Raw genomic sequence first — 23,180 nt, forward strand, 5'->3', positions numbered from 1 at the left:
GAACATGCGGCATCTTCGACAAATGGCGCAGAACCGCTCGCCACTCCAGTCCCGTTGCGATTTCTTACATATGCCCCGAAGACGCGGGCACGACCATTCCGATTTGCGCGCAGACGGTTTTCGCCTATGTCCGGGCAACGACGCGACCACGCTCCGCGCGGCCGCCACGGAAGGATAGACCATGACGGAACCCACGCCGGCGCGGATCGCCGACATCCTGCGCCAGGTCCGCGACGCGGACGGATCCACGATCCTGGACCATGCGGCCCTGGACACGACGATGCTGCGCGACGGCACATTGCATGTCGCCCTGGCCACCGACCGGGCGGCGGCCGGACGCATCCAGTCCCTGCTGCCGGCGGCCGAACAGGCATTGCTGGCACTGCCCGGCGTGGTCGCCGCCAGCGTCATCCTGACCGCCCATCGCCCGGCAGCCGCTCCCGCCCCGGCGCCGGCCGGTGGCCACCGGCCGCTGAATCTCGGCACCCCCGGCGGCCGGCCCGCGCAGGGGCCGATCCTGCCGGACGTGCGCACCGTGATCGCCGTCGCCTCGGGCAAGGGCGGGGTCGGCAAATCGACGACCGCCGTAAACCTGGCCGTCGGGCTGGGGATGGAGGGCCTGCGCGTCGGCCTGCTTGATGCCGACATCCATGGCCCTTCCCTGCCGCGCATGATGGGCCTGCACCAGCCGCCCCAGGTTCGCGACGGCCGCATGACGCCGCTGGAGGCGTGGGGCATCCGCGCCATGTCCATCGGCCTGCTGGTGGACGAACGCCAGGCCATGATCTGGCGTGGCCCGATGGTGATGGGTGCGCTGGGTCAGCTTCTGGGTGACGTGGAATGGGGCGCGCTGGACGTGCTGGTGGTGGACATGCCCCCCGGTACCGGCGACGCCCAATTGACCCTGGCCCAAAAGGTCTCACTGGCCGGCGCGGTGATCGTCTCCACCCCGCAGGACATCGCGCTGCTGGATGCACGGCGCGGGATCGCGATGTTCGAGAAGATGAATGTCCCCGTACTGGGGATGGTCGAGAACATGTCCTATTTCTGCTGCCCGAACTGCGGCCACCGCACCGACCTGTTCGGCCACGGAGGTGCCAGGGCCGAAGCCGAGGCGCTGGGCGTGCCCTTCCTGGGTGAAATCCCGCTGCTGGCCGATATCCGCGCCAGCGCGGACGCCGGTGCCCCCATCGTGATCTCGACGCCCGACAGCCCCGCCGGCCTGGCCTATCGTGCCCTGGCCCATACGGTGGCGGCTACCGTCAGGCGGGTGAAATAACGAGCGGGATCGCCAGCGGCACGAACCTCAAAGCTTCCTGTCGCGCTTGACGCGGTCCCAGGCGGCGTTGATCCGGGCGATCCGCCCGGCCGCCGCTTCAACCGCCGCCTCATCGGCACCACGGGCCGTCATGGCGTCGGGGTGATGTTCTCGCACCAGGACACGCCAAGCCGCGCGCACTTCGCCGTCCGTCGCATTGCGTGCCACGCCGAGCACGGCATAGGCGTCGATCTCGCTGACATCGGGCCGCGCGCCGCCGGACTCCGCGCGGTCCCATGCGCCAGCACTCAGGCCGAAGGCCTGATGCACGCGCCGCAGGAAGCGGATTTCTGCCGGATGCAGTGTCTCGCCATGGCCCAGATCGGCGCGTGCGATGACGAACAGAACGGCCAGCGCCTCTTCCAGCATTTCAGGCTTGTCATGGAAAGCGCGGCCCAATTCGGTGGCGAAGGCTTCGAAATCGTCGACCCGCTGCCGCGCCTGGTCGAACAGGCGGCCCACGTCGCTCGCATTCTCGGCGGGAATCTGGAACCGGCGCTTGAAGGCGTCGATTTCGGCCCGGTTCACCGGCCCGTCGCATTTGGCGACCTTGGCGCACAGCACCACCATCACCAGCCCGTAAAGCTGGTCACGCTTGCCCATGACCGAGGCCAGCTTGGCCGCGACGAAGGTTGCCGCCCCATTGGGGTCGGCATTCACCCGTGGAGCCCAGCGGTCGGTCCAGCCGCCGACGGGCGTTTCCAGAATCGACCCGTTATCGGCCGCGTGGCCAAGGGCCGCGCCCACCACGGCGCCCATGGGCCCGCCGACCGCGAACCCCGCCACACCACCGAATAATTTACCCCAGATCGCCATTTTTCCCGCCCAGATGTCCGGACCGATTCCGGTCTAGCACGCGGTCGGCTCCGCCCCCAAATCAGCGCGTACCTGCTGGGCGTGCAACGCTGCGACCCGCAGGGCGGACGCCAGTGGCCGCGCCGGGTCGCGTGCGGCATCGATCGCGGCAATCAGCGCGGGCAGACCCATGGCGCGCGCGCGCGCCATGCCCTCCAACGCTGCCCAGAATTCGGATTCCAGCGCCACGCTGGTCCGATGTCCGGACAGGATCAGACTGCGCTTGACCAGACCGCCGCTCATCGGGACAACCGCCCGACCGCCCAACGCGCGGTTTCGGCCACCACCACATTCGCGTCCTCACACAAATCCTGCGCCACCGGCATCAGGGCCGCCTGCCCCGAATTGCCGACAGCCACCAGCACATTGCGCACGAACCGGTCACGGCCGATCCGCTTGACGGGAGAGCCCGAGAACAGGGCGCGGAATCCCGCGTCGTCCAGCCGCGCCAGGTCCGCCAGGCGCGGCGTCGTCAGATCCTCGCGTGCGCGCAACTTCATATGACGCGACTCCGTGGCAAAACGATTCCACGGACAGACGGCCAGACAATCGTCGCAGCCATAGATCCGATTGCCCATTGCCTCACGGAATGGCTCCGGAATCGGTCCGGGGTTCTCGATCGTCAGATAGGAGATGCAGCGTCGCGCATCCAACTGGTACGGCGCGGGAAAGGCATCGGTCGGGCAGGCATCCAGGCAGCGGCGGCACGACCCGCACCGCCCGCCGGATTCGTCGGATGCCGGCAGGTCCAGGCTGGTGTAGATCTCGCCGAGGAACAGCCAGCTTCCATGTCGGCGCGAGACCAGATTGGTATGCTTGCCCTGCCAGCCGAGCCCCGCCTGCTCGGCCAGGGGTTTTTCCATCACCGGCGCCGTATCGACGAAGACCTTGACCTCGGGCGTGACGCCCGCGCGCGCGCCCTGGGCCACCACGAACTGGGCCAGATGCTTGAGCATGCCCTTGACCACATCGTGATAATCGCGATGGCGGGCATAGATCGAGATATTCCCCCGGTCCGCCAGACGTGTCGTTGCCAGCGCGTCGCCCGCGGGGGCGTAGGACAGGCCCAGCGCGATCACGCTCCTGGCCTCGGGCCACAGGGCACGCGGATCACCGCGCTGCTCCACCCGATCGGCCAGCCAGCCCATCGCGCCATGATGGCCGGCCGCCAGAAAATCGGCCAGATGTTGCCGGGCATCGTCCCCCAGCGCAGCCGCGCAGAAGCCCACCGCGTCGAAGCCCAGCGCCAGCGCCTTGTCGCGAATGGCATCGCGCAACGCGACGGCCCGGCCGGGCGGCAGGCCGCTTTCCATCACGGAACCGGCGGAATATCGGGCGGTGGCATCTCGTCCGGGGACCAATCCGCCATCGCCCATTGCGCGCGCAGCCATGCCGCGTGCGCCTCCAGCGTGCCCTCGATGATCGCTGCCCGGATGCCGCGCATAAGCCGCTGGTAATAGGACAGATTATGCCAGGTCAGCAGCATCGGCCCCAGGATCTCGTTCGCGCGGAACAGGTGATGCAGATAGGCACGGCTATGGCGCGTGCAGGCCAGGCAGTCGCAATGCGGCGAGATCGGGCGGGAATCCACCGCGTGCCGCGCGTTGCGCAGGTTCAGTGTGCCACGCTCGGTATAAGCCCGCGCCGTGCGCCCCGCGCGGGTTGGCATGACGCAGTCGAACATGTCCACGCCGCGCTCGACGCTGCCCAGCAGGTCGTCAGGCGTGCCCACGCCCATCAGGTAGCGCGGGCTGTCCCACGGGATCAGCGGCGTGGTGGCGTCCAGGGTCGAGAACATCAGTTCCTGCCCTTCGCCCACCGCCAGGCCGCCGATGGCGTACCCCTCGAAACCGATGCCAGTCAGGGCGCGCACGCTCTCCGCCCGCAACTCAGGTTCGGTGCCGCCCTGGATGATGCCGTATTGGGCGTAACCGGGGCGCTGCACGAAGGCCTCGCGGCAGCGCGCGGCCCAGCGCATCGACATCCGCATGGACTGCGCGATGATTTCGGGCGCGGCCGGCAGGGCCGGGCATTCGTCGAAACACATGGTGATGGTGGCATCCAGCGCGTGCTGGATGTCGGTCGAACGCTCCGGCGTCAGCCGGTGCTTGGAGCCATCAATGTGCGAGCTGAACGTTACCCCGTCCTGGTCCAGCTTGCGCAACGGGCCGAGCGACATGACCTGGAAGCCGCCGGAATCGGTCAGGATCGGCCCCGGCCAGTCCATGAAACGATGCAGGCCCCCCAGGGCGCGCACCCGTTCCGCCCCCGGCCGCAGCATCAGGTGATAGGTGTTGCCCAGCACGATGCCGGCGCCGGTCGAGCGCACCGCATCCATCGTCATCGCCTTGACGGTGCCGACGGTGCCCACGGGCATGAAGGTCGGGGTCGGTACCACGCCATGGGCGGTGTGCAGGTGCCCGGCCCGCGCGCGGCCGGAGCGGGCCTGCTCGACCCAGCGGAATGACGTGCTCATGCTCCTGTTTCTCCCGGTGTCGGCGCGCGATGCAGCAGGCATGCGTCGCCGTAGGAGTAGAAGCGGTACCCCGTGCCGATGGCATGGGCATAAGCGTCGCGCATCCTGTCATATCCGGCAAAGGCGCAGACCAGCATGAACAGGGTCGAGCGCGGCAGGTGGAAATTGGTCATCAGCAGGTCCACGGCCCGAAAACGGTAGCCGGGGCGGATGAAGATCGCGGTGTCGCCGTCGAAGGGCCGGATCGTGCCGTCGGGGTCGGCCGCACTTTCCAGCAGGCGCAGCGACGTGGTGCCGACCGCCACGATCCGGCCGCCCGCGCGGCGGGTGCGGTTGAGCCGCTCGGCCGTCTCCTCGGTGATCACGCCGCGTTCGGCATGCATGCGGTGGCCGGCGATGCTGTCGCCGCGCACCGGCAGGAAAGTGCCGGCCCCGACATGCAGGGTCAGCGTGCAGCGCTCCACCCCCGCCGCGTCCAGCGCCGCCAGAAGCTGGGGGGTGAAATGGAGGCCCGCGGTGGGTGCGGCTACGGCGCCGCGATGGGCGGCGAAGATGGTGGCGTAGTCCTGCCGGTCCTGTTCGGTGGGTCCCTGGGGGCGGTCGATGTAGGGGGGGAGTGCGAGTACGCCCGCCTTCTGAAGAAAGACGTCGAACGCCGCCCCCTCGGTATCGAAGCGCAGGATCACCCCGCCTTCGTCGTCACGCGACACGATGGCTGCCGTGTTGGACGTGCCGGGAAACGTCAGCACGTCGCCGGCGCGCAGGCGACGGGCGTTGCGGGCCAGCGCGTGCCAGGTGCCGTCGGGCAGGATCCGATCCAGCGTGATGCCGATTTTCGCCTCGCCGCGTCGGGCGTCGAGTTGGGCGGGGATGACGGCCGTGTCGTTGGCCACCAGCAGGTCGCCCGGCCGCAGCAGCGACGGCAGGGCGCGCACCACCCGGTCGTGAAACGGGCCGGTCGGCATGACGTCCAGCAGGCGTGCGGCGTCGCGCGGGCGCGCCGGGTGCTCGGCGACCAGCGTGTGGGGCAGGTCGAAATCGAAATCGGAGACTTGATCACTCATCGGATGCCCCGTTTACGGAATCCGGCGCCGCGTGGCCAGCATGATGCGACGGTTGGACAGCGGCGGCGGCGGCGGTCAGAATGGCGTCCTCGCAATGCAAACCGGAGCCTGACCCATGTCCTATGCCGCGCTTGACGCCGCCCGCGTCGCCCGTGCCTGCAAATCGGCGCTGACCGTTCTGGAAAGCAGCGATGAAACGTCCGAAGCCCATGTGCGCAAGACGCTGATGGTCCAGCGTATTGCCGCCCTGGCCGAAGCGGCCTCGGAATCCCCGGCCGGCGGTGCCGTCGTGACCCTGACGTCGGAAGAGTTCTGGCTGGTCAGCAAGAACTGGTAAGCGAAGGACAGACCCACATGACATTCACCCTGACCAGCCGGGCCTTCAAGGACGGTGAGCGCCTGCCGGATGCCCAGGTCTTTGACGGCATGGGCTATCGCGGCGGCAATATCTCGCCGCCGCTGGCCTGGAGCGGCGCGCCCGAGGGCACGCGCAGCTTCGCCATCACGATGTACGACCCCGATGCGCCCACCGGCTCGGGCTGGTGGCATTGGGTGGCCGTGAACATTCCGGCGACCGTCACCACCCTGGCCGCCGGTGCCGGATCGGGCGATGCGGACTTGCCCGAAGGCGCGTTCATGACCCGCACCGATTTCGGCGGCAACGTCTATGGCGGCGCGGCCCCCCCGCCCGGCCCGGCGCACCGCTACATCTTTACCGTCCACGCGCTGGATACCGAGACGCTGAGCGTGCCCAGCGATGCCTCGGGCGCCATGGTCGGCTTCTTCCTGCACAGCCATTCCCTCGGCTCGGCCAGCCTGACGGCCCTGTTCGGCAAGGACGCCTGACCGGAACCGACCCCGGAAAAGACTTTCCCCGTATGCCCCCAGAGGGTATACGGGCCGGTGAAGCCGCGTTTTCGCGTCGGAGCACAGGAGCCCTGGATGGTCAGGACACATGCCCGGATTTCGACAGGTCTTCTGGTCTGCCTGCTGATGCAGGTGTGGCTGCTGGTCGGCTTCGTTCCTGCCCATGCGGACGCGCCCCCGGTGATGCACCATCACGGGGCCACCATGGTGACGCACCATTGCACCGACATGAACCACAGTGACAAATGCTGCCATGTCCATGCCGCGTCGGCCGATCTGTCGCCTCCGGTGACGATTCTGCCGGCGGAGCTGCAACCGGAAATGCGCAGGCAGCCCTTTGTGGCGTACAGTCTGGCCGTCCCCCCCAGCACTGACGGGATGCCGTCTTTCAGGCCACCGAAAATCCGCGCTGTCTGAACGCCTGACGGGCGTCCTGCGTCCTGCCATCTGCCGGTGGCCTGTTCTGACACTGTTTTAGCGGATCCTTAGCTATGTCCATACCGTCCCGCATGGCGGGCGGCCTGACACGTCGCCGTTTTGTCGCGCGCGTGGGGGCTGGCGGTCTTCTGGCCGCCCTCCCGCGCCCGTCGCAGGCGCAGGCCACGCCGCCCGGCGTGCCGCCGGCCGCCGCTTCGGCGACCTGGAATTTGAATGTCGGCCGCGCGCATATCGAAATCGACCGCAAAAGCCTGAACGCGCCCTGTATCGGGGGCAGCGTTCCCGGTCCCATCCTGCGCTGGCGGCAGGGCGACATTGTTACGATCAACGTGACCAACGGATTGGAGAACGCAGACACCTCCATCCACTGGCATGGCATCCGTCTGCCCGCGGCCATGGATGGCGTGCCGGGCCTGAGCTTTGCCGGCATCCGGCCCGGCGAGACCTTTACCTATCGCTTTCGCGTCCATCAGAGCGGGACATACTGGTATCACAGCCATTCCGGCATGCAGGAAGTGCAGGGGCTGTACGGCGCCGTCGTGATCGACCCGCGCGAGCCGGACCCGGAACCCTGTGACCGGGACTATGTGATCCTGCTGTCGGAATGGACCGACGTGGCGCCGTCGGACATCGTCAGAAACCTGAAGATGCAGGATGATTACTACACTTTCCGCCAGCGTACCGCCGCATCCTTTCCGGCTGACGCGCGCCGGGCGGGTGGCGCGATCGCCGCGCTGAAGGACAGGCTGGCATGGTCGCGGATGCGGATGGCCGCCACCGATATCTCGGATGTCAGCGGGATCATCTACACCTATCTGCTCAACGGCCATGCGCCCGACATGAACTGGAACGGCCTGTTCCGGCCCGGCGAGCGGATTCGCCTGCGCTTCATCAACGCCGCGTCCATGACGTTCTTCGATATCCGCATTCCCGGACTGGAGATGCTGGTGGTGCAGGCTGACGGCAACGACGTGGACCCTGTGCCCGTGGACGAGTTTCGGATCGGCGTGGCCGAGACCTATGACGTGATCGTCCGGCCGACGGAGGACCGGGCCTACACGATCTTCGCGCAGAGCGAGGACCGCACCGGTTTTGCCCGCGGCACGCTGGCGCCGCGGGTGGGCATGGCCGGCGTGATCCCGCCGATGGACCCCCGCCCCGTGCGCACGATGATCGACATGGGCATGGGAAACATGGGCATGGGCGACATGAAACCCGGCGAGAGCATGAAGGACATGGATATGTCCGGCATGGCGGGCTCCGGCGGCATGAGCGACATGGGCAGTATGGGCGGCATGGATATGGCGCACGGGGCTATGCCCGGCATGGGCGACATGCCCATGGCCAAGCCGGCGATGGAGGTGGATGACCCCGGACCGCCGCCGCTCAATGTCGAGAACCAGAATGTCGCCATGATGCCGGTGGACCGGCTGGGCAGCCCCGGAGACGGGCTGGAGGAGAACGGCCGGCGGGTCCTGACCTACAAGCAACTGAGAGCCACCCGGCCGGGCGCCGATCCGCGCCCGCCCACGCGGGAGATCATCCTGCATCTGACCGGGAACATGGAGCGCTATATCTGGGGCTTCAACGGCCGGAAATTCTCGGAATCGGGGCCGATCCGGCTGAAACTGGGCGAGCGGGTGCGCTTTACGCTGATCAACGACACGATGATGGAGCACCCGATCCATCTGCACGGATTATGGAGCGAACTGGAAAACGGCCAGGGGGATTATCGCCCTTACAAACACACGATCATTTCCCAGCCGGGGTCGCGCCTGAGCTACCTCGTGACCGCCGATGTGCCGGGCATGTGGGCCTATCACTGCCACCTCATCTACCATATGGATCTTGGCATGTTCCGCACGGTGATCGTGGCATGAAGGGCGCGCTGCTGGTGACGGCGCTTATGCCGTTTCTGCTCACGGGGCCGGCATGGGCGCAGGGTTCGGGCACGCAGTATGTCGCCGCCGATGCGCCCTCCGCGACGCCGGTCGCCTATCTGGGCGACATGCCGCCCGTCATGGACCATGAACGCTATTTCCACGGTATTCTCGACCAGTTCGAGGGACGGTATGCGGCGGGCGGCTCCGCCTTTCGCTGGGATGGCGAAGCCTGGTACGGCACGGACTACAACCGGATCTGGCTCAAATCCGAAGGGACGGTCCAGAACGGCAAGCTGGGCGATGGGGACCACGAAATTCTCTACAGCCGCGCGATCTCGACCTATTTCAATCTTCAGGGCGGTGTGCGGGCGGACCTCGATGACGGGCCGACCCGGACGTGGGGCGCATTCGGCATACAGGGGCTCGCGCTCTATCAGTTCGAGGTGCAGGCCACGGCCTATGTCAGCGACCGGGGGCGTTTCGCCAGCCGGGTGGAAGGGTCCTACGATTTCCTGCTGACCAACCGGCTGATCCTTCAGCCGCAGGCCGAGTTCAATCTGTACACCAAGGCCGATGCGGCGCGGCAGGTGGGCGCCGGGTTGTCGGATGTGGATGCCGGGCTGCGCCTGCGGTACGAAATCTGGCGGAAATTCGCGCCTTATGTGGCCGTGACCTATGCGGGGCATCTGACCCAGGGCCGCCGGATCGTCCGCGATCAGGGCGGGGAGACCGGCGCGCTTCGCTTTACCTTCGGCATTCGAAGCTGGTTCTGAATATTCCTAAAAGAAACAAGGATATTTCCATGCGTTCCATTCTCTCCGCCCTGATGGCCGCGCTCTTCGCCGGTACGGCCCATGCCGCGCCGATGCGGATGGCACCCGGCATGGCCATGGATTCGATGAAAAACGCGTCTGCGACGCGGGCGCCGGACCCGTTGGCCGGGATGTCGATGGAACAGCAGATGGCGCTCTGTTCCAGCCTTGAAAGCCAGGAACGGCAGGGCAAGACCCTGTCAGCGGCCATGAAGCAGCGGAGTGCCGCCTGCCATGGCATGACAATGGGGGCATCGGCGCAGGCTGCGCCGCCGGCGACCCAGGAACGCTGAGAACGCCGGGCGCGTGCTAACGCAGCATGCGCCTGACGACGTCGAGCAGTTCGTCGATGGCCTCTTCGCCGCCATCCTCCCTCACCGCCTTGCGCACGCACCCGCTGGCATGGGTGGACAGAAGCTGGATGGCGACGCCATCCAGCGCCGATTTGACAGCGGAAATCTGCATGAGGATATCCACGCAATACCGGTCGTTCTCAACCATGCTCAGCACGCCGCCGATCTGCCCCTCGATCCGGCGCAGGCGGTTGATCAGGGCCTTTTTCTGCGGCTGACGAACGCGCTTGCCCGTATCATCCGCCACCACCACACACTCGGTGCAGGTGTCGGCGGCGGTCGGCTTTCGACGCTGTGTTGCCATGCCTGTGCTGCCTCCTGCCGGCGTTTGCAATCGTTCCCTTGAATATACCGGGGTGGGGTATAATATCCAGCGCGTAGTACCGGGGAGAGAAACAGTGTCCGTGACGGTCAGTTTTCCGGTTGGCGGCATGAGCTGCGCGGCCTGCGCCGCCCGTATCGAGAAAGTGCTGAACCGGCAGGATGGCGTGACGGCGACGGTGAATTTCGCCACCGAGCGCGCGCAGGTCGTTCTGGACAACCCTGCCACGCCGATCGAGCCCGTTGTCGAGGCCGTGCGCAAGGCCGGGTTCGATGTCGCGGAACGCAGTATCGACCTCTCGCTCTCCGGCATGAGTTGCGCGGCCTGCGCGGCCCGCATCGAGAAAATCCTCAACACGCTGCCCATGACGCGGGCGACCGTGAATTTCGCCACCGAACGCGCGCATATCGTGTTCGTACCCGGAATCGTGGAGCCCCAGACCTTCATCGCCCGCATCGAGAAGGCCGGGTTCGGCGCGAAGCGGCTGGATGACGGCGTGCGTGAGGACCCGCAGGCCGAACGCGCGAAGACATGGATCGCCGAGCGGAACCTCTTTATCCTGACGGCGGTCCTTTCCCTGCCCTTCTTCGTGCAGATGGCGGGGATGCTCGCCGGGCATAGGGCGATGATGCCCGGCTGGCTGCAATTGGCGTTTGCGACGCCGGTGCAGGTTTTCTGTGCGTGGCATCTGTATCGGCGGGCGTGGAATGCGCTGCGCGGGGGCTCGGCCAACATGGATGTGCTGGTGGTGCTGGGCACCGGCATCGCCTACGGGTTCAGCGCCGTGGTGGTGCTGTTCCAGCTTCATCAGCCCGTCTATTTCGAGGCCAGCGCGTCCATCCTCACGCTGATCTCGCTCGGAAAACTGATGGAGACCAGGGCGAAGAACCGGGCCAGCGCCGGGATCGCGCGCCTGCTTCAGCTTCAGCCGCCGGTTGCGCATGTCGAACGCGGCGGCGATGTGATCGACCGGCCGGTGGCCGATATCCGGGTGGGAGATATTGTCGTCATTCGCCCCGGCGAGAGCGTGCCTGTGGATGCGACGGTGATCGAGGGCGCGTCGGACATCGACGAATCCATGCTGACGGGTGAGAGCATGCCCGTGCTCAAGAAACCCGATGACCGGGTCTTCGGCGGCACCCTGAATGCCAACGGCGTGCTGCGGGCCAGGGCGACCGGCGTGGGCGCGGATACCGCGCTGGCGCACATCGTGCGGATGGTCGAACAAGCGCAGGGGTCCAAGGCCAGCGTGCAGCGGCTGGCCGACCGGGTTGCGAATATTTTCGTCCCGACCGTGGTGGCGCTTGCGATCGTCACGTTTTTCGCCGGCTGGGGGGTGACGGGGGACGCCATATGGGCCTTGGTTTCGGCGGTTTCGGTGCTTGTGATTGCCTGCCCCTGTTCGCTCGGGCTGGCCACGCCGACCGCCATCATGGTCGGTACGGGGCTGGGCGCGCGTTCGGGCATTCTGTTCCGCAATGCGGACGCGCTGGAACAGGCGGAAAAGCTGACGACCATGATCGTGGACAAGACCGGCACGCTGACGCTGGGCCGGCCGACCGTCAGCGACCTGTACCCCGCGCCGGGAAGCCGTGAGACCGAATTGCTGAACGTGGCCTACGCGCTGGAGCGGGATTCGGAGCATCCGCTGGCGCGCGCGATCGTGGACCATGCGCAGGCCGCCCATAGCGCCGAACGGGCTGTCGTGGATTTTCAGGCGGTTGCGGGGCTGGGGGTGACGGCCATGCTGGACGGCGCCGTTGCCCGCCTGGGGTCGCCCCGGTTTCTGGCGGAGGCCGGGCTGGCCGTGGACGAGGCCCTGGTCGGGCGGCTGGAAAGCGCGGGCAAGACCGTTATCGGCGTGGCGCTTGCCGCGCGGGTGCTGGGATATATCGCCCTGGCGGACCGGCTGCGGCCGGACGCGGTTGCGACCGTGGCCGCCCTGAAGCAGGCCGGACTCCGGGTTGTGATGCTGACCGGGGACAATCAGCGCGCGGCGGCGATGGTGGCGAAGCAGGTCGGCGTGGACGATTATCTGGCCGGCGTGCTGCCCGGCCACAAGGCGGAGGCCGTGGAGCGATATCGCGCGCAGGGCGGTGTGGTCGGCATGGTGGGCGATGGCATCAACGATGCGCCGGCGCTGGCGGCGGCCGATGTGGGCTTCGCGATCGGTGGCGGTTCGGCCATTGCGCTGGAAACGGCGGATGTGGTGCTGATGAACAGCGAATTGACCAGCGTGCTGGATGCGATTTCACTCTCGCGCGCCACGCTGTCCAAGATCCGGCAGAATCTGTTTTTCGCTTTTATCTACAATATTCTGGGGTTGCCGCTGGCCGCGCTGGGCATGCTCAACCCGATCGTGGCCGGAGCGGCGATGGCCATGAGTTCCGTCTCGGTGGTCAGCAATTCCCTGCTGCTCAACCGCTGGAAGCCGTTGGGCAGGCCCCGCGATGATCGGCAGGGGGCGGCGTGAGAGCCGCCGCCCCCCCGGCCGGTCCATGCATCGGCCTTATGCGTCGGTCTGGGTCGGGAACCGCCCTTCGAACGCCAGGTCGGACAGCGGCCGGCGGCCCGATGGCGTTTCACGCGCGCGCAGCCCTTCGGGCAGGATGTCGGCCGGTCCCTTGCGGCCGATGACGATGGCCGCGTTCAGCGCGTAATCGTCCGGCAGTTCCAGGCCCGCTCGGGCGACTTCCTTGTCGAACCCGCTGACCGGGTGCGTCGCCCAGCCCGCGCGGGCGGCCTGAAGCTGCACCAGCATCGCCGCCGCACCGGCATCGAAGGCATGGGTGGGGGCGGGCACGGGCTCGGCCTGCCCCGCCGCGCTGGTCACCATGTGCGAGGCGACATAGACCAGCGCCGAGGCATGCTGCGCCCAGGAATGGTTGAACGGGATCAGCCAGGACAGGAACCGCTCCCAATCGGGTGTGTCCCGCCGGGCATAGAGAAAGCGCCAGGGCTGGGAATTATAGGCGGATGGCGCCCAGCGGCCGGCATCGAGAAGGGCCAGCAGGTCTGCTTCGGCAATCGGAGCGGCGGCAAAGGCGCGCGGGGACCAGCGGTCGAGGATCAGCGGCTCGACGGGTGTTTCGGACACGCGCCCGGAGGGTTCGGGCCTGGAAGATTCAGCCATGGTGATCAACCTCTTTTACAACATGCATCACAAAGCGGATGTCGTCATCGTCATGGACGACGGAGCGGGCGCGGTCCGGCCATGAGGTCGTGACATTGCGGCCCGCTGACATATCATCACGCCCTATCGTTTGATCAGACTTTAGTCATGGTGTCATGTGGATATTATTAATACGAACATATATCGTGATTATATCGCTTCCTGTGATCCTGGCTGGGTCAAATCGCTCTGGCATTATGGTCACCGCCGCGCCATGCGGCGCCGAGGCGCAGATTGTCGGCCATCGTTTCGGCGACCAGCAGGTGCCGGCACGGGATGAAAGAGAAAAAATTCTTTCGTAATCATGATTCTTTACACGCTCATGCGCCGGCCCGCCGCCCGTGGCCGGCGGGCGCCCCATGCCGCCATCCTGGCCACCAGAAGATAGACGGCTGGCGTGGTGAACATGGTCTGGGCCTGGCTGACGACGAGACCGCCGATCAGCGCGATGCCCAGCGGCTGGCGCAGTTCCATCCCGTACCCCCCTGTCAGCACCAGCGGCAGCGCGCCGAGGGCGGCGGCGCAACTGGTCATGACGATCGGCCGCAGGCGCAGCAGGCACGCCTGCTGGATCGCCTCCTGTGCGGTCAGGCCCTGCGCGCGTTCGGCATGGATGGCGAAATCGACCAGCAGGATGGCGTTCTTGAGCGAGATCCCGGTCAGCAGCAGCATGGCGATGGCCGCCATGCCCGAGAAGGGCAGGCCGAACAGGCCCAGCGCGACGACCGCGCCGACCCCGGCCGAGGGGATGGTGGAGAGGATGGTCAGGGGATGCAGCACGTTTTCGTAGAGCATGCCCAGCGTGAGATAGACGGCGAGGATCGCGCTGCCGATCAGGATCTCGGTATCGTGGGTGTTCCGGCCGAGGTCGCCCTCGTCGCTCTGCAATTCGCCGCCGACCGCATCGGGCAGGTGCAGCGCCAGCCGCTCGGCGTCGATGATCGCCGCGACCTGCGACTGGCTGACGCCCGGCGCCAGTTCCAGCGCCAGCGACGCCGAACTGGCGTAGCCCAGATGGGTCACGGCCACCGGGTCGAGGCTAGGCGTGATGCGGGCGACCACCGGGAGCGGCACCAGGGTTTCCGCCCCCGTGGCCACCGCCGAGCCGGTCGAGGCATTGGCGCCGCCGGCCAGGCTGTTGGCGATCCGGTTGCGAAAAGCCGTGCTGGCGGCGGCCGATGTGGCCACGCGCACGGTGTTCGAAGCCGAACGGCCCGAGGCCGAGCCGCCGGAGGGGCTGATCCAGAATTGGTGCAGGATGGCCGGGTCGCGCAGGAAGCGGTCCTGGACCGTCAGCACCACGTTATACTGGCCCTGCGGCGTATAGACGACCGAAGCCGTGGTCTGGCCCAGCGCATCGGACAATGTGTGGCCGATCACCTGCGGCGTGACACCCACGCGGGCGGCGGTGTCGCGGTCGATGGCCAGCGTGATCCCCTGCCCCGGCGGGTCGATATCGGGATCGACCGTGGTGAATTCGGGATGGTGGCGCAGGGCCTGCGCCAGCCGACGGGCGGCGGGGCCCAGAAGCCGGTCGTCGTCGCTGCGCAGGATGTAGCTGAGGCCGCTGCTGTTCGACCCCACGCGCATCATCAGGTTGCCCGGCGCCTGCGCATGGTATTCGGCGTGAATATCCCGCCCCATGCGGGCCGCCGCGCGGGCGGCGATGACCGGCGCGGGGTCGCGCCCGGTCGAACGGTCGCGGAGCGTGGCGAAGACCATGCCGTGGCTGCTGCCTTCGTCGGTATCGAGATAGGCGACGACATGCGCAACGCCCGGATCGGCCAGCAGGACGCGGCTGAACCGCTCCAGCCGGGCCTTGGTCTGGGCCATGGAACTGCCGGTGGCGCGCGAGCCGCCGGAGACGATCCCGATATCCTGACGCGGGAACACGATCTTGGGCATGCGGACGAACAGCGCCACACCCAGCACCAGCATCAGCGGGAGCAGCAGCGCGCCACGGCCCGGATGCGCCACGCAGAAGGCCAATGTCCGGCGATACAGGCTGCCCCGCTGCTTTTCATGTTCCAGCAGGGCGGCGGCATCCGCGTGATGGAACCCGCGCGCACCGATGCCGCGTGCCTCGGCCAGCCGCATGCAGAGCGCCGTCAGGCAGGGTGTCGCCATGCAGGACAGGACCAGCGACACGATCACCGCGATGCCGACCGTACCGGCGAATTCCCGGAACAGCCGCCCCGTGAGCCCCGAGGCCAGCCCGATCGGCAGGAACACCGCCAGCACCGACACGGTGATCGACAGCAGGGTGAACAGCACCTCGCCTGCGCCCGCGATCGCGGCATCCTCCGGCGACAGGCCGCGCGCGCGATGGCGCATGATGTTTTCGATCACCACGATGGCGTCGTCGACCACAAGGCCGGTCACCACCGTGAGGGCCATGAGCGAGAGATTGTCCAGCCCGAAGCCCGCCAGCTTCATCGGCCCGAGGCTTGCGACCAGGCAGCAGGGCACGACGATCGCGGCCGCGATGGAGGCCGTCCATGACCGCAGGAATGCCCACACCACACCCAGCGCCAGCAGGCAGGCCAGCAGCAGCGTCAGCATCGTATGATGCAGCGAAGAACGGATGACGGCCGAGCCGTCGCGCGCCACCGCGATATCGGCGCCGGGCGGCATCAACATGCGCAGGCGCGGCAGGCGCGCCCGCACCGCATCGACGATGCCCACGAGGTTGGCGCCCGGCTGAGCCCGGACCATGAGCGTCAGCGCCGGCTTGCCGTCGAAGAACGCGGCGGCGTTTACATCCTGCATGCCGTCGGTGACGGTGGCCATCTCGGCCAGCCTGACCGGGTGGCCATTCTTGTAGGCGATGACCAGGTCGCGATAGGCCGCCGCGTGTTCCGCCTGGTCGTTCACCGCGAGCTGGTAGCGGCGCTCTCCCAGGTCGATCACCCCTTTGGGCGTGTGGGCGTTGGCGGAGGCCAGGGCCGCGCGCAGATCCTCGAACCCGATCCCGTATTTGAAGAAGGCGAGCGGGTTCATGGCCACGCGGACCGCCGGATCGGAACTGCCGACCAGCGTGACGTCCCCGACCCCCTGGACCTGTAAAAGCATCGGGCGGAGCGTGGTATTGACCAGATTATGAAGCTGGGACATCGGCTGCATGCCCGGCGTCACGGCCAGGATCAGCACCGGCGTCGCATTGGGATTGGCGCGATGATATTGCGGGTCCGACCCCGGTGTGGTCGGCAGGTCCATGCGCGCGGCCCGCAGCGCCGCCTCGACATCGCGCGCGGCGCCGTTGAGGTCTCGCCCCAATGCGAAGCCCAGCGAAATCTGCGTGCGTCCGCGCGACGATGTGGAAACCATCTGCGTCACGCCGTCGATATTGCCCAGACGCCGTTCCAGCGGGGCGGCCATGGTGCGGGCCATGACCTCGGGCGAGCCGCCGGCCTGGGACGCGGTGACCGAGATGACCGGCAGATCGACATCGGGCAGGTCGGACACCGGCAGGCGCGGCAGCGCCAGCAGACCGGACAGGACCGCCGACACCAGCAGCAGCAGGGTCGCCACCGGGTGACGGACGAACCAGACAATGACTTTCAACGCCCGACACCCATCCCGCCCAGGCGGCCGCTCTTTCCATGACGCGCGGCAGGGGGGATTTTCCTCCGGCCAGACCGAGCGGTTCCGAAAAATTCAGAGTCTGTTTGCACCATGTCGATGCGCGGCCCCGATGCCCGCGCGCACCGCAGCATGGACAATGCGCGCCGGATCGCCGGAGCGCGATTGTCCGGGCAGCCTGCCAGACAGCCTATGAGAGTCCGACCGGCACCACCGTAACCGATGCCCCCTGCACCGCCAGCCCGCGCTCGGCGGCGATGCGGTGCAGCAGGCTTGCGATTTCCGTCACGTCGCATGGAATTTTCCGGCCGGTTCCGGCCTCGACAAAGGTGATCAGGGGGGCAACCCTGCGCTCGGAGGGCACCCGGTAGCGCCAGACCCGGTCCGGCCCGACCTCGCGCCGCAGCACGTCATGCTCCACCAGCAGGTTCAGGTTGCGCTGGATCGAGCCCTGGGTCGGGGCGTGCCCCGTCATCATCGCCGCGATGGTCTTCCAGATCCCGACCGCGGTGGCGCCTGGCCCGGCTTCGAGCACGCCATGCAGCAGCACGCGGCGCAGGTCGGTCATCTTCAGCCCGGCTTCGCGGCAGCATTGCTCCAGCCGGCGGACCTGTTCGCGGCCGGCACCCATGCCGGGGCGGATCTGATGGATATCGGGGGGAGAGCGACGATGTTCGGGGAAGGCAAGCATGCGGGCGATCCTCTCACGATCTGCGGGAACATCAGTTCGGGGAAACATCAGTTCGGGTGGATGTAGAATTCGACGGGCACGGTCAGCGTGATCGGGTCGCCCTTCACCTCGTCGGGCGGGACCGGCAGCGGTTCGGCACGCCGCACCAGCGCCAGGGTTTCCTGATCCAGCAGGCTGTGCCCGGAGCTGGTTTCGATCGTGGCCGACAGCACATGGCCCTTGCGGTCCATCGCGAAATGCAAATAAGCCGTGCCTTCCTGCCGGTCGGCCTGGGCTTCCGCCGGGTAGCGCTTGAATTTTTCCAACTGCGCCAGCAGCGCCCCCTGCCATGTGACCGGATCGTGCGCGGCATGCGACGACGAGGCGCCCGGCGCGGGGGCCGCCTGATCCGGCGCCGGCGGGGCCTCCGACGAGGGAGGGGCCGTGGTGGCCTCGGCCGGCGGGGTCTTGTCCGGGATCGGCTTCTTCTGCAACAGCGTCGGCTTGGTCTTCTTTTTGATGATCTTGCGCTTTTCCTCCTTCGGCACCACGAGCGGCGGGTTGGGCGCGGGCGATGGCGGGGCGGTGATCCTGGGCGGTGGCTCGGGTTGCGGATCGGGCACCGAGACGGTCTGCTGCGGGCCGACCGGGGCGTCGGTCGGCGGCGTGGGGGTGGAAACCGGTTCGGGCGCAAGGTCGATGGCGATCGCGGCGGGGGGTGGCTCGGGCACCGGCATCACCGGGGGTGGCAGGTGCATGACCCACAACACCACGCCACCCGTCACGGCCAGCACGGTGACGAAGGATGCCCCCCAGCGCACGACCTCGCGCCGCCGTTCGCGGCGAAGCTGCCCGGTCCGCCAGTCGGCGAAAGACAGGAGCGTACCGCCGTCAGCCGTTTGCGCCATGTCCGCCGTATCGCTCACGGCGTGGCTCCGGGCGCGGGGACGGCGGCGGGGACCGTGGCCGCAGGGGCCGTACCGGCCGCGCCGCCTTCTTCCTGGCCCTGGAGATTGACCAGCGCGACCTTGAGGTACCCCGCCGCCCGCAGTTTATCCATCACGCCCATCAGGGTGCCGTAATCGACCGTCCTGTCGGCGCGCAGGAAGATCCGCTCGTCCTTGTTGCCCTTGGTCGCCGTTGCCAGCGCCGCCGGCATGGCATCCGCCGCGATATCGTCCTCGCCCAGTGCCAGGCCGTGATCGGCCTTGACGGTCAGGAACACCGGGTCGTCCGGGCGCGGGGCCGGCTTTTCGGTCGAGGACGGGAGATCCACCGGCACGTTGACCGTGGTCAGCGGGGCGGTGACCATGAAGATCACCAGCAGCACCAGCATCACGTCGATGAACGGCGTGACGTTGATCTCGCTCGCCTCGTGCGGGTTTTCATCGGCGTGGCGGATATGGATCATCGCGCCTCACTCCCCGGCGATGCGGGCGCCGAAATGCACCACCTGCCCGCTGGCGGTGAGCATCTGCATGCGGCCGAGGTCACGCGAAACCAGGCGCATGACCAGTGCCGTCAGGTCGGCCACCTGGGCGCGGCAGGTGGCGGACTGACGGGCGAGATGGTTGTAGATCACCACCGCCGGAATCGCCGCGACCAGACCCAGCGCGGTGGCCAGCAGGGCCTCGGCGATACCGGGGGCGACGACGGCGAGGCTGGTCGCCTTGCTGGCGGCAATGCCGGTAAAGGAGGTCATGATACCCCACACGGTGCCGAACAGGCCGATGAAGGGCGAGGTGGCGCCAATGGTGGCCAGCAGGCCGGTGCCGCGCATCAGCCTGCGGCCCTCGGCGGCTTCCAGCCGCTCCAGATGCAGCACGATCCGCTCCTTCAGCCCGTCATGGTCGTCGGGGATGTCGTGCGAACGCTGGCGTTCGGTCTCGGCGGCCATGACCAGCGTGTGGGCGATACAGTTTTCGCGGGTGCCCTGCTCGCCGAGATCGAGCGTGCCCGCCGTCTCCAGCGTCTTTTCCGCCTTCGTCAGCGCCATGCGGGTGCGGAACAGTTCGACCGATTTGGCGATGAAGATGGTCCAGGTCAGCAGCGATGCCACCGCCAGCAGGGTCATCACGCAGCGGACCACCGGCCCGGCATTGAGGAACATCTCCCACGGGGAGAACGGCAGGTCGGTCATGAGCGACCTCCTTTGTCAGACGGCCGGCTCCATGCCCGCACCAGGCAGATCACCGTCACGATGAGGGGAAGGGAGAGTGCGGCCCACGACAGGGCCAGCCAGATGCCGTGCTGCCCCAGCAGGGCCGACAGCAGGCCGAAGACGGTCAGCAGCCCCAGCGCGATCGGCCACGGCCAGACCGCGACCGCCGGCCGGCGGCCGGAGAGGGCCTGCGCGGGCGGGAAGGCGTTCATCGCGCGCCCTCCGCCAGCGCGGAAACGGGGGCCTGGTCTCCGTCATCCAGATCGTAGCCCAGGGCGCGCAGGCGGGCATCGGTGGCGACCTTGCGCTTGCCGGCCCACAGCACCAGCCCGCTGACCAGGACGACGATCACCATCACATCCAGCAGCGCCCACAGGATGCGTAGCGGCATGCCGCCATAATCGCCGAAATGCAGCGGACGCGAGATTTCGAGAAAACGCAGATACCAGGGCATGGGATAGGCTCCCGTCAGGTTCCCGGTCCGGGCATCGACCAGGACCGGCGTGAACAGGCGCGCCCGTAGCGGCGTGGCCCCGCGCGTCCACAGGACATAATGGACCGGACTGCCAAAGGGGGCGCCCGGAAAGGCAAGACTCGTAACCGCGTTGCCGGGGACGGCCCGGCGCGCCGTATCGAAGGCCGCCTGCACCGGGGACAGATGGTCCTGCGCCGGCACCGGCAGGTGGGCATAGGGCTTGAGGATCTGCCGGACATCGGTCACGCGCCACAGGCCGAAGAGCGGGGTCTGGAGTTCGTTGACCAGCCCGGTGAAGCCGACCACCAGCGCCCAGACCAGGGTCGCCGCGCCCAGCAGGTTATGCAGGTCGAGCCAGGCCAGGCGCGCGGCACGATCGCGCCGGACGCTGCCGAAGGGCAGCCGCTTCATGAAACGGCCGTACAGCACGGTTCCGGAGACCAGCGAGGCCACGAACACGCCGCCCATCGCACCCATGAACAGGGCGCCCGGCAGGCCGGCGAACAGGTTCATATGCAGCCGGGTGCAGGTGCCGAGGATGGCGGCCGTCCAGGTACGCGGCGCCTTCGGCGCGTCGACCGGCGGGGATTGTTTCAGCACCTTCGCCGTGCGGGCATCGAATTTGATCCAGTGACCGGAATGGCGGTCGGGAAACTTATCGTCGTCCTTCAGGGCCTGCCATGACGGGGCCATGGAGACGAGAACGGCGGGCTCATCGTCATCTGGCGCGACATTGGTGACGATCTGCTCCGGATAGAGCGCGCGCGCCTTGCCCACGATCTCGTCGAGGCTGGCATTGGGCGTTCCCGGTGGCAGGACTTCGTATGGCGGGTCGTCGTCGCCGACGAAGGCGTCCCAGATCTGTTCGGAGAACAGCATCGGCAGACCGGTCACGCACACGATCAGCAGGAACAGCGTGCAGGCCAGGCTCGTCCATTTATGGACGACGAACCAGCGGCGCAGCGTGGCGGTCGTCATGCTTCAGGCCCTGCCCCTGGATGGCGCCGAAGATGCGTCTACGAATGAGTCGCAATTCAAGAATCCACGCATAGCCACGTCTTGCATCCTCATTTCACGCCGCAGGGGAGCCCTCGCCGAGGGCCGGCTCATCGGCCCCCGTCGAACCGCAACCGGGGCCTCTATTGTCTAAGACGATTCAAACCGGCTTTTTTGTAACGGAAATTCGGAAAAAATCCGGGGCAGGCCCGATAGCTGCGCTGCGCGAGGCGCCGGAAGCACGGAATTCCGGCCCTTACGGCGTGAACTCACGAATCCGTCAGAAATGCGCATGGCACATTCGGCGCATGCGGGACGGCTGCGGCCGGCCGCCTGCCAGCGATAGGACAGGTCGCCGTAAACCTCATCCTCGGCGGACGGGAAGACCGGGGACGACCCGTTCGGGACCCTTGGGCCTGCGTGCCCGATGCTCCGGAACGGGGAAGACCTGCCGGCGGCTCCTTGGGGGTCTTGTCCCGGTCGCCTGTCGTTCATAGCTCAACAGTTACGAGAGATGCTCAGACATCGGAGACCCATATGAAAATCGGCATTATCGGCGCCGGCCACATTGGCAGTGCCCTGACCAGGCGCCTGACGGCGCTGGGACATACCGTTCTGGTGGCCAACTCCCGCAATCCGGCGACCCTGAGCGACCTCGCGGCCGAAACAGGGGCGACCGCGGTCACGCCGCAGGAGGCGGTAAAGGACGTCGATCTGATCGTGCTGACGATCCCGGAGAAGAACGTTCCCCATTTGCCCCACGATCTGTTCGCGGACGTGCCGCCAGCCTTGCCGGTCGTCGATACCGGGAACTACTACCCCCAGCAACGGGACGGCCGGATTGCGGCGATCGAGGACGGCCTGCCGGAAAGCCGCTGGGTCGAGCAGACAATCGGCCATCCGGTCATCAAGGTGTTCAACAACATATACTCCGTCCATTTGCAGGAAAACGGCAAACCGCAGGGAGCACACGGGCGCATTGCCCTGCCGGTCGCGGGTGACGACCCCGCCGCGAAGGCGATCGTGCTGGATCTGGTGAATGATCTCGGCTTCGATCCGGTCGATGTCGGCGGACTGGACGAATCCTGGCGGCAGCAGCCCGGCACACCGGTCTATGCGGCCGATCTGGACATGGCGGGCGTGAAAAAGGCACTGTCCGACGCCCGGCCCGAACGGGCTGCCCAATGGAAGGCCACATGACGCGGATGCCCGAGCCGATCCGGCGGGTCGAGACGATCGCCAGTTACCACGCCCATGTCTATTTCGAAGGGCCGGACGAACGGGCAGCCGCCGAATGCCTGCGCGCGGCCATCGCCGATCGCTTTGTCGTGCGCCTCGGCCGCTGGCATGAGGTGCCGGTCGGGCCGCACACCCTGCCCATGTATCAGGTCGCGTTCGACACCACGCTCTTCGCGACGCTCGTGCCCTGGCTGATGCTCAACCATCAGGGGCTCAGCATCCTGATCCATCCGAACACACGCTTCCCGCGCCGGGACCACATGCGCGACGGGGCGTGGCTGGGCCAGCGCCGCGCGTTGCTGGCCGAGCGCGTGCCCGAGAGCGCGCCCGAGGCCGATGGCGCCGGCCTTCCGAATACCCGGCCGGGCAGTCCGGGAAGCGCTGATTGAGGCGTCCGACCGCCCCGATGGGCCGTCGATGAGGCAGCCTGTTCCCCTGCCCTCCTCCGCCGCGCCAGACCACCGATAACCGCCTCCCTCGCCTCGCAGGGCTGCATC

Annotated in this window: 24 protein-coding genes; 10 read left to right on the top strand and 14 right to left on the bottom strand. The window is 67.5% G+C overall.

Translation table 11 applies throughout. The features are described from left to right. Nucleotides 1–181 precede the first annotated feature (181 nt). Nucleotides 182–1,279, top strand: a complete 1,098-nt coding sequence (locus HLH25_RS10425; RefSeq protein WP_182973996.1) for an Mrp/NBP35 family ATP-binding protein — start codon at nucleotides 182–184, stop codon at nucleotides 1,277–1,279. Between the two features lie 27 nt (nucleotides 1,280–1,306). Here HLH25_RS10425 and HLH25_RS10430 read toward each other — a convergent pair whose 3' ends face one another. Genes HLH25_RS10430 through queA form a run of 5 tightly spaced genes read right to left on the bottom strand, consistent with a single transcriptional unit; the run spans nucleotide 1,307 to nucleotide 5,713 of the window. After that, nucleotides 1,307–2,134, bottom strand: a complete 828-nt coding sequence (locus tag HLH25_RS10430; protein ID WP_182973997.1) for a TerB family tellurite resistance protein — start codon at nucleotides 2,132–2,134, stop codon at nucleotides 1,307–1,309. A 33-nt stretch (nucleotides 2,135–2,167) separates the two neighbouring features. Then, nucleotides 2,168–2,416 (bottom strand): ribbon-helix-helix domain-containing protein, encoded by a 249-nt coding sequence (locus tag HLH25_RS10435; protein ID WP_182973998.1) that lies wholly within the window; start codon nucleotides 2,414–2,416, stop codon nucleotides 2,168–2,170. After that, a complete protein-coding gene (queG, locus tag HLH25_RS10440) occupies nucleotides 2,413–3,486 on the bottom strand; it encodes a tRNA epoxyqueuosine(34) reductase QueG (protein WP_182974047.1) in 1,074 nt (357 codons plus the stop codon). The genes HLH25_RS10435 and queG overlap by 4 nt, the downstream gene beginning before the upstream one ends. Next, entirely contained in the window at nucleotides 3,486–4,649 is a 1,164-nt protein-coding gene (gene tgt, locus HLH25_RS10445; RefSeq protein WP_182973999.1) for a tRNA guanosine(34) transglycosylase Tgt, read from the bottom strand. Before tgt ends, queG begins: the two co-directional genes overlap by 1 nt. Continuing rightward, on the bottom strand, nucleotides 4,646–5,713 hold the full coding sequence (gene queA / locus HLH25_RS10450) for a tRNA preQ1(34) S-adenosylmethionine ribosyltransferase-isomerase QueA (protein WP_182974000.1): 1,068 nt from the start codon (nucleotides 5,711–5,713) through the stop codon (nucleotides 4,646–4,648). Before queA ends, tgt begins: the two co-directional genes overlap by 4 nt. Before the next feature lie 115 nt (nucleotides 5,714–5,828). On the opposite strand from queA, the gene HLH25_RS10455 reads away from it, so the two are divergent. From HLH25_RS10455 to HLH25_RS10480, 6 genes are all read left to right on the top strand, one after another. Further along, entirely contained in the window at nucleotides 5,829–6,050 is a 222-nt protein-coding gene (locus tag HLH25_RS10455) for a hypothetical protein (protein WP_114728820.1), read from the top strand. A gap of 17 nt (nucleotides 6,051–6,067) precedes the next feature. Further along, the gene (locus HLH25_RS10460; protein ID WP_182974001.1) at nucleotides 6,068–6,559 is read left to right on the top strand and encodes a kinase inhibitor; all 492 of its coding nucleotides are present in this window, start codon (nucleotides 6,068–6,070) and stop codon (nucleotides 6,557–6,559) included. A 96-nt stretch (nucleotides 6,560–6,655) separates the two neighbouring features. After that, nucleotides 6,656–6,997, top strand: a complete 342-nt coding sequence (locus HLH25_RS10465) for a hypothetical protein (RefSeq protein ID WP_182974002.1) — start codon at nucleotides 6,656–6,658, stop codon at nucleotides 6,995–6,997. A 74-nt stretch (nucleotides 6,998–7,071) separates the two neighbouring features. Then, nucleotides 7,072–8,898, top strand: a complete 1,827-nt coding sequence (locus tag HLH25_RS10470) for a copper resistance system multicopper oxidase (RefSeq protein ID WP_182974003.1) — start codon at nucleotides 7,072–7,074, stop codon at nucleotides 8,896–8,898. 26 nt (nucleotides 8,899–8,924) lie between these two features. Continuing rightward, complete coding sequence (locus HLH25_RS10475; RefSeq protein WP_246402011.1) at nucleotides 8,925–9,674, top strand: copper resistance protein B; 750 nt, start codon at nucleotides 8,925–8,927, stop codon at nucleotides 9,672–9,674. 29 nt (nucleotides 9,675–9,703) lie between these two features. Beyond that, nucleotides 9,704–10,006: a hypothetical protein gene (locus tag HLH25_RS10480; protein ID WP_182974005.1), complete on the top strand. Its 303-nt coding sequence runs from the start codon at nucleotides 9,704–9,706 to the stop codon at nucleotides 10,004–10,006. Between the two features lie 16 nt (nucleotides 10,007–10,022). Here the strand turns inward: HLH25_RS10480 and HLH25_RS10485 are convergent, their stop codons facing one another. Further along, nucleotides 10,023–10,370 (bottom strand): metal-sensitive transcriptional regulator, encoded by a 348-nt coding sequence (locus tag HLH25_RS10485; protein WP_182974006.1) that lies wholly within the window; start codon nucleotides 10,368–10,370, stop codon nucleotides 10,023–10,025. Nucleotides 10,371–10,464: 94 nt separating this feature from the next. On the opposite strand from HLH25_RS10485, the gene HLH25_RS10490 reads away from it, so the two are divergent. Then, nucleotides 10,465–12,861, top strand: coding sequence for a heavy metal translocating P-type ATPase (locus HLH25_RS10490; protein ID WP_310889086.1), 2,397 nt, complete (start codon nucleotides 10,465–10,467; stop codon nucleotides 12,859–12,861). 36 nt (nucleotides 12,862–12,897) lie between these two features. Here the strand turns inward: HLH25_RS10490 and HLH25_RS10495 are convergent, their stop codons facing one another. The 8 genes from HLH25_RS10495 to HLH25_RS10530 all read right to left on the bottom strand — a co-directional run bounded on the left by HLH25_RS10495 (nucleotide 12,898) and on the right by HLH25_RS10530 (nucleotide 21,426). Further along, a complete protein-coding gene (locus HLH25_RS10495; RefSeq protein WP_182974007.1) occupies nucleotides 12,898–13,521 on the bottom strand; it encodes a nitroreductase family protein in 624 nt (207 codons plus the stop codon). Between the two features lie 351 nt (nucleotides 13,522–13,872). Continuing rightward, on the bottom strand, nucleotides 13,873–17,124 hold the full coding sequence (locus HLH25_RS10500; RefSeq protein ID WP_182974008.1) for an efflux RND transporter permease subunit: 3,252 nt from the start codon (nucleotides 17,122–17,124) through the stop codon (nucleotides 13,873–13,875). A gap of 208 nt (nucleotides 17,125–17,332) precedes the next feature. Then, the gene (locus tag HLH25_RS10505; protein ID WP_182974009.1) at nucleotides 17,333–17,833 is read right to left on the bottom strand and encodes a Fur family transcriptional regulator; all 501 of its coding nucleotides are present in this window, start codon (nucleotides 17,831–17,833) and stop codon (nucleotides 17,333–17,335) included. Between the two features lie 47 nt (nucleotides 17,834–17,880). Next, nucleotides 17,881–18,738, bottom strand: a complete 858-nt coding sequence (locus HLH25_RS10510; RefSeq protein WP_310888963.1) for an energy transducer TonB family protein — start codon at nucleotides 18,736–18,738, stop codon at nucleotides 17,881–17,883. Then, nucleotides 18,735–19,223: a TonB system transport protein ExbD gene (gene exbD, locus HLH25_RS10515; RefSeq protein WP_182974010.1), complete on the bottom strand. Its 489-nt coding sequence runs from the start codon at nucleotides 19,221–19,223 to the stop codon at nucleotides 18,735–18,737. The genes HLH25_RS10510 and exbD overlap by 4 nt, the downstream gene beginning before the upstream one ends. 6 nt (nucleotides 19,224–19,229) lie before the next feature. Beyond that, complete coding sequence (gene exbB, locus HLH25_RS10520; protein ID WP_182974011.1) at nucleotides 19,230–19,952, bottom strand: tonB-system energizer ExbB; 723 nt, start codon at nucleotides 19,950–19,952, stop codon at nucleotides 19,230–19,232. Next, nucleotides 19,949–20,185: a hypothetical protein gene (locus HLH25_RS10525; protein ID WP_182974012.1), complete on the bottom strand. Its 237-nt coding sequence runs from the start codon at nucleotides 20,183–20,185 to the stop codon at nucleotides 19,949–19,951. Before HLH25_RS10525 ends, exbB begins: the two co-directional genes overlap by 4 nt. Continuing rightward, the gene (locus HLH25_RS10530; protein WP_182974013.1) at nucleotides 20,182–21,426 is read right to left on the bottom strand and encodes a PepSY-associated TM helix domain-containing protein; all 1,245 of its coding nucleotides are present in this window, start codon (nucleotides 21,424–21,426) and stop codon (nucleotides 20,182–20,184) included. Before HLH25_RS10530 ends, HLH25_RS10525 begins: the two co-directional genes overlap by 4 nt. A gap of 438 nt (nucleotides 21,427–21,864) precedes the next feature. Between HLH25_RS10530 and HLH25_RS10535 the strand changes: the two genes are divergently transcribed. Beyond that, nucleotides 21,865–22,644 carry an NADPH-dependent F420 reductase gene (locus tag HLH25_RS10535; protein ID WP_310888962.1) on the top strand — a complete coding sequence of 260 codons (780 nt, stop codon included), beginning with the start codon at nucleotides 21,865–21,867 and terminating at the stop codon, nucleotides 22,642–22,644. Continuing rightward, on the top strand, nucleotides 22,641–23,072 hold the full coding sequence (locus HLH25_RS10540) for a DOPA 4,5-dioxygenase family protein (protein ID WP_182974015.1): 432 nt from the start codon (nucleotides 22,641–22,643) through the stop codon (nucleotides 23,070–23,072). The genes HLH25_RS10535 and HLH25_RS10540 overlap by 4 nt, the downstream gene beginning before the upstream one ends. Nucleotides 23,073–23,180: the final 108 nt, after the last annotated feature.

It is taken from the genome of Gluconacetobacter dulcium, assembly GCF_014174165.1.
GTDB classification, from domain to species: domain Bacteria; phylum Pseudomonadota; class Alphaproteobacteria; order Acetobacterales; family Acetobacteraceae; genus Gluconacetobacter; species Gluconacetobacter dulcium.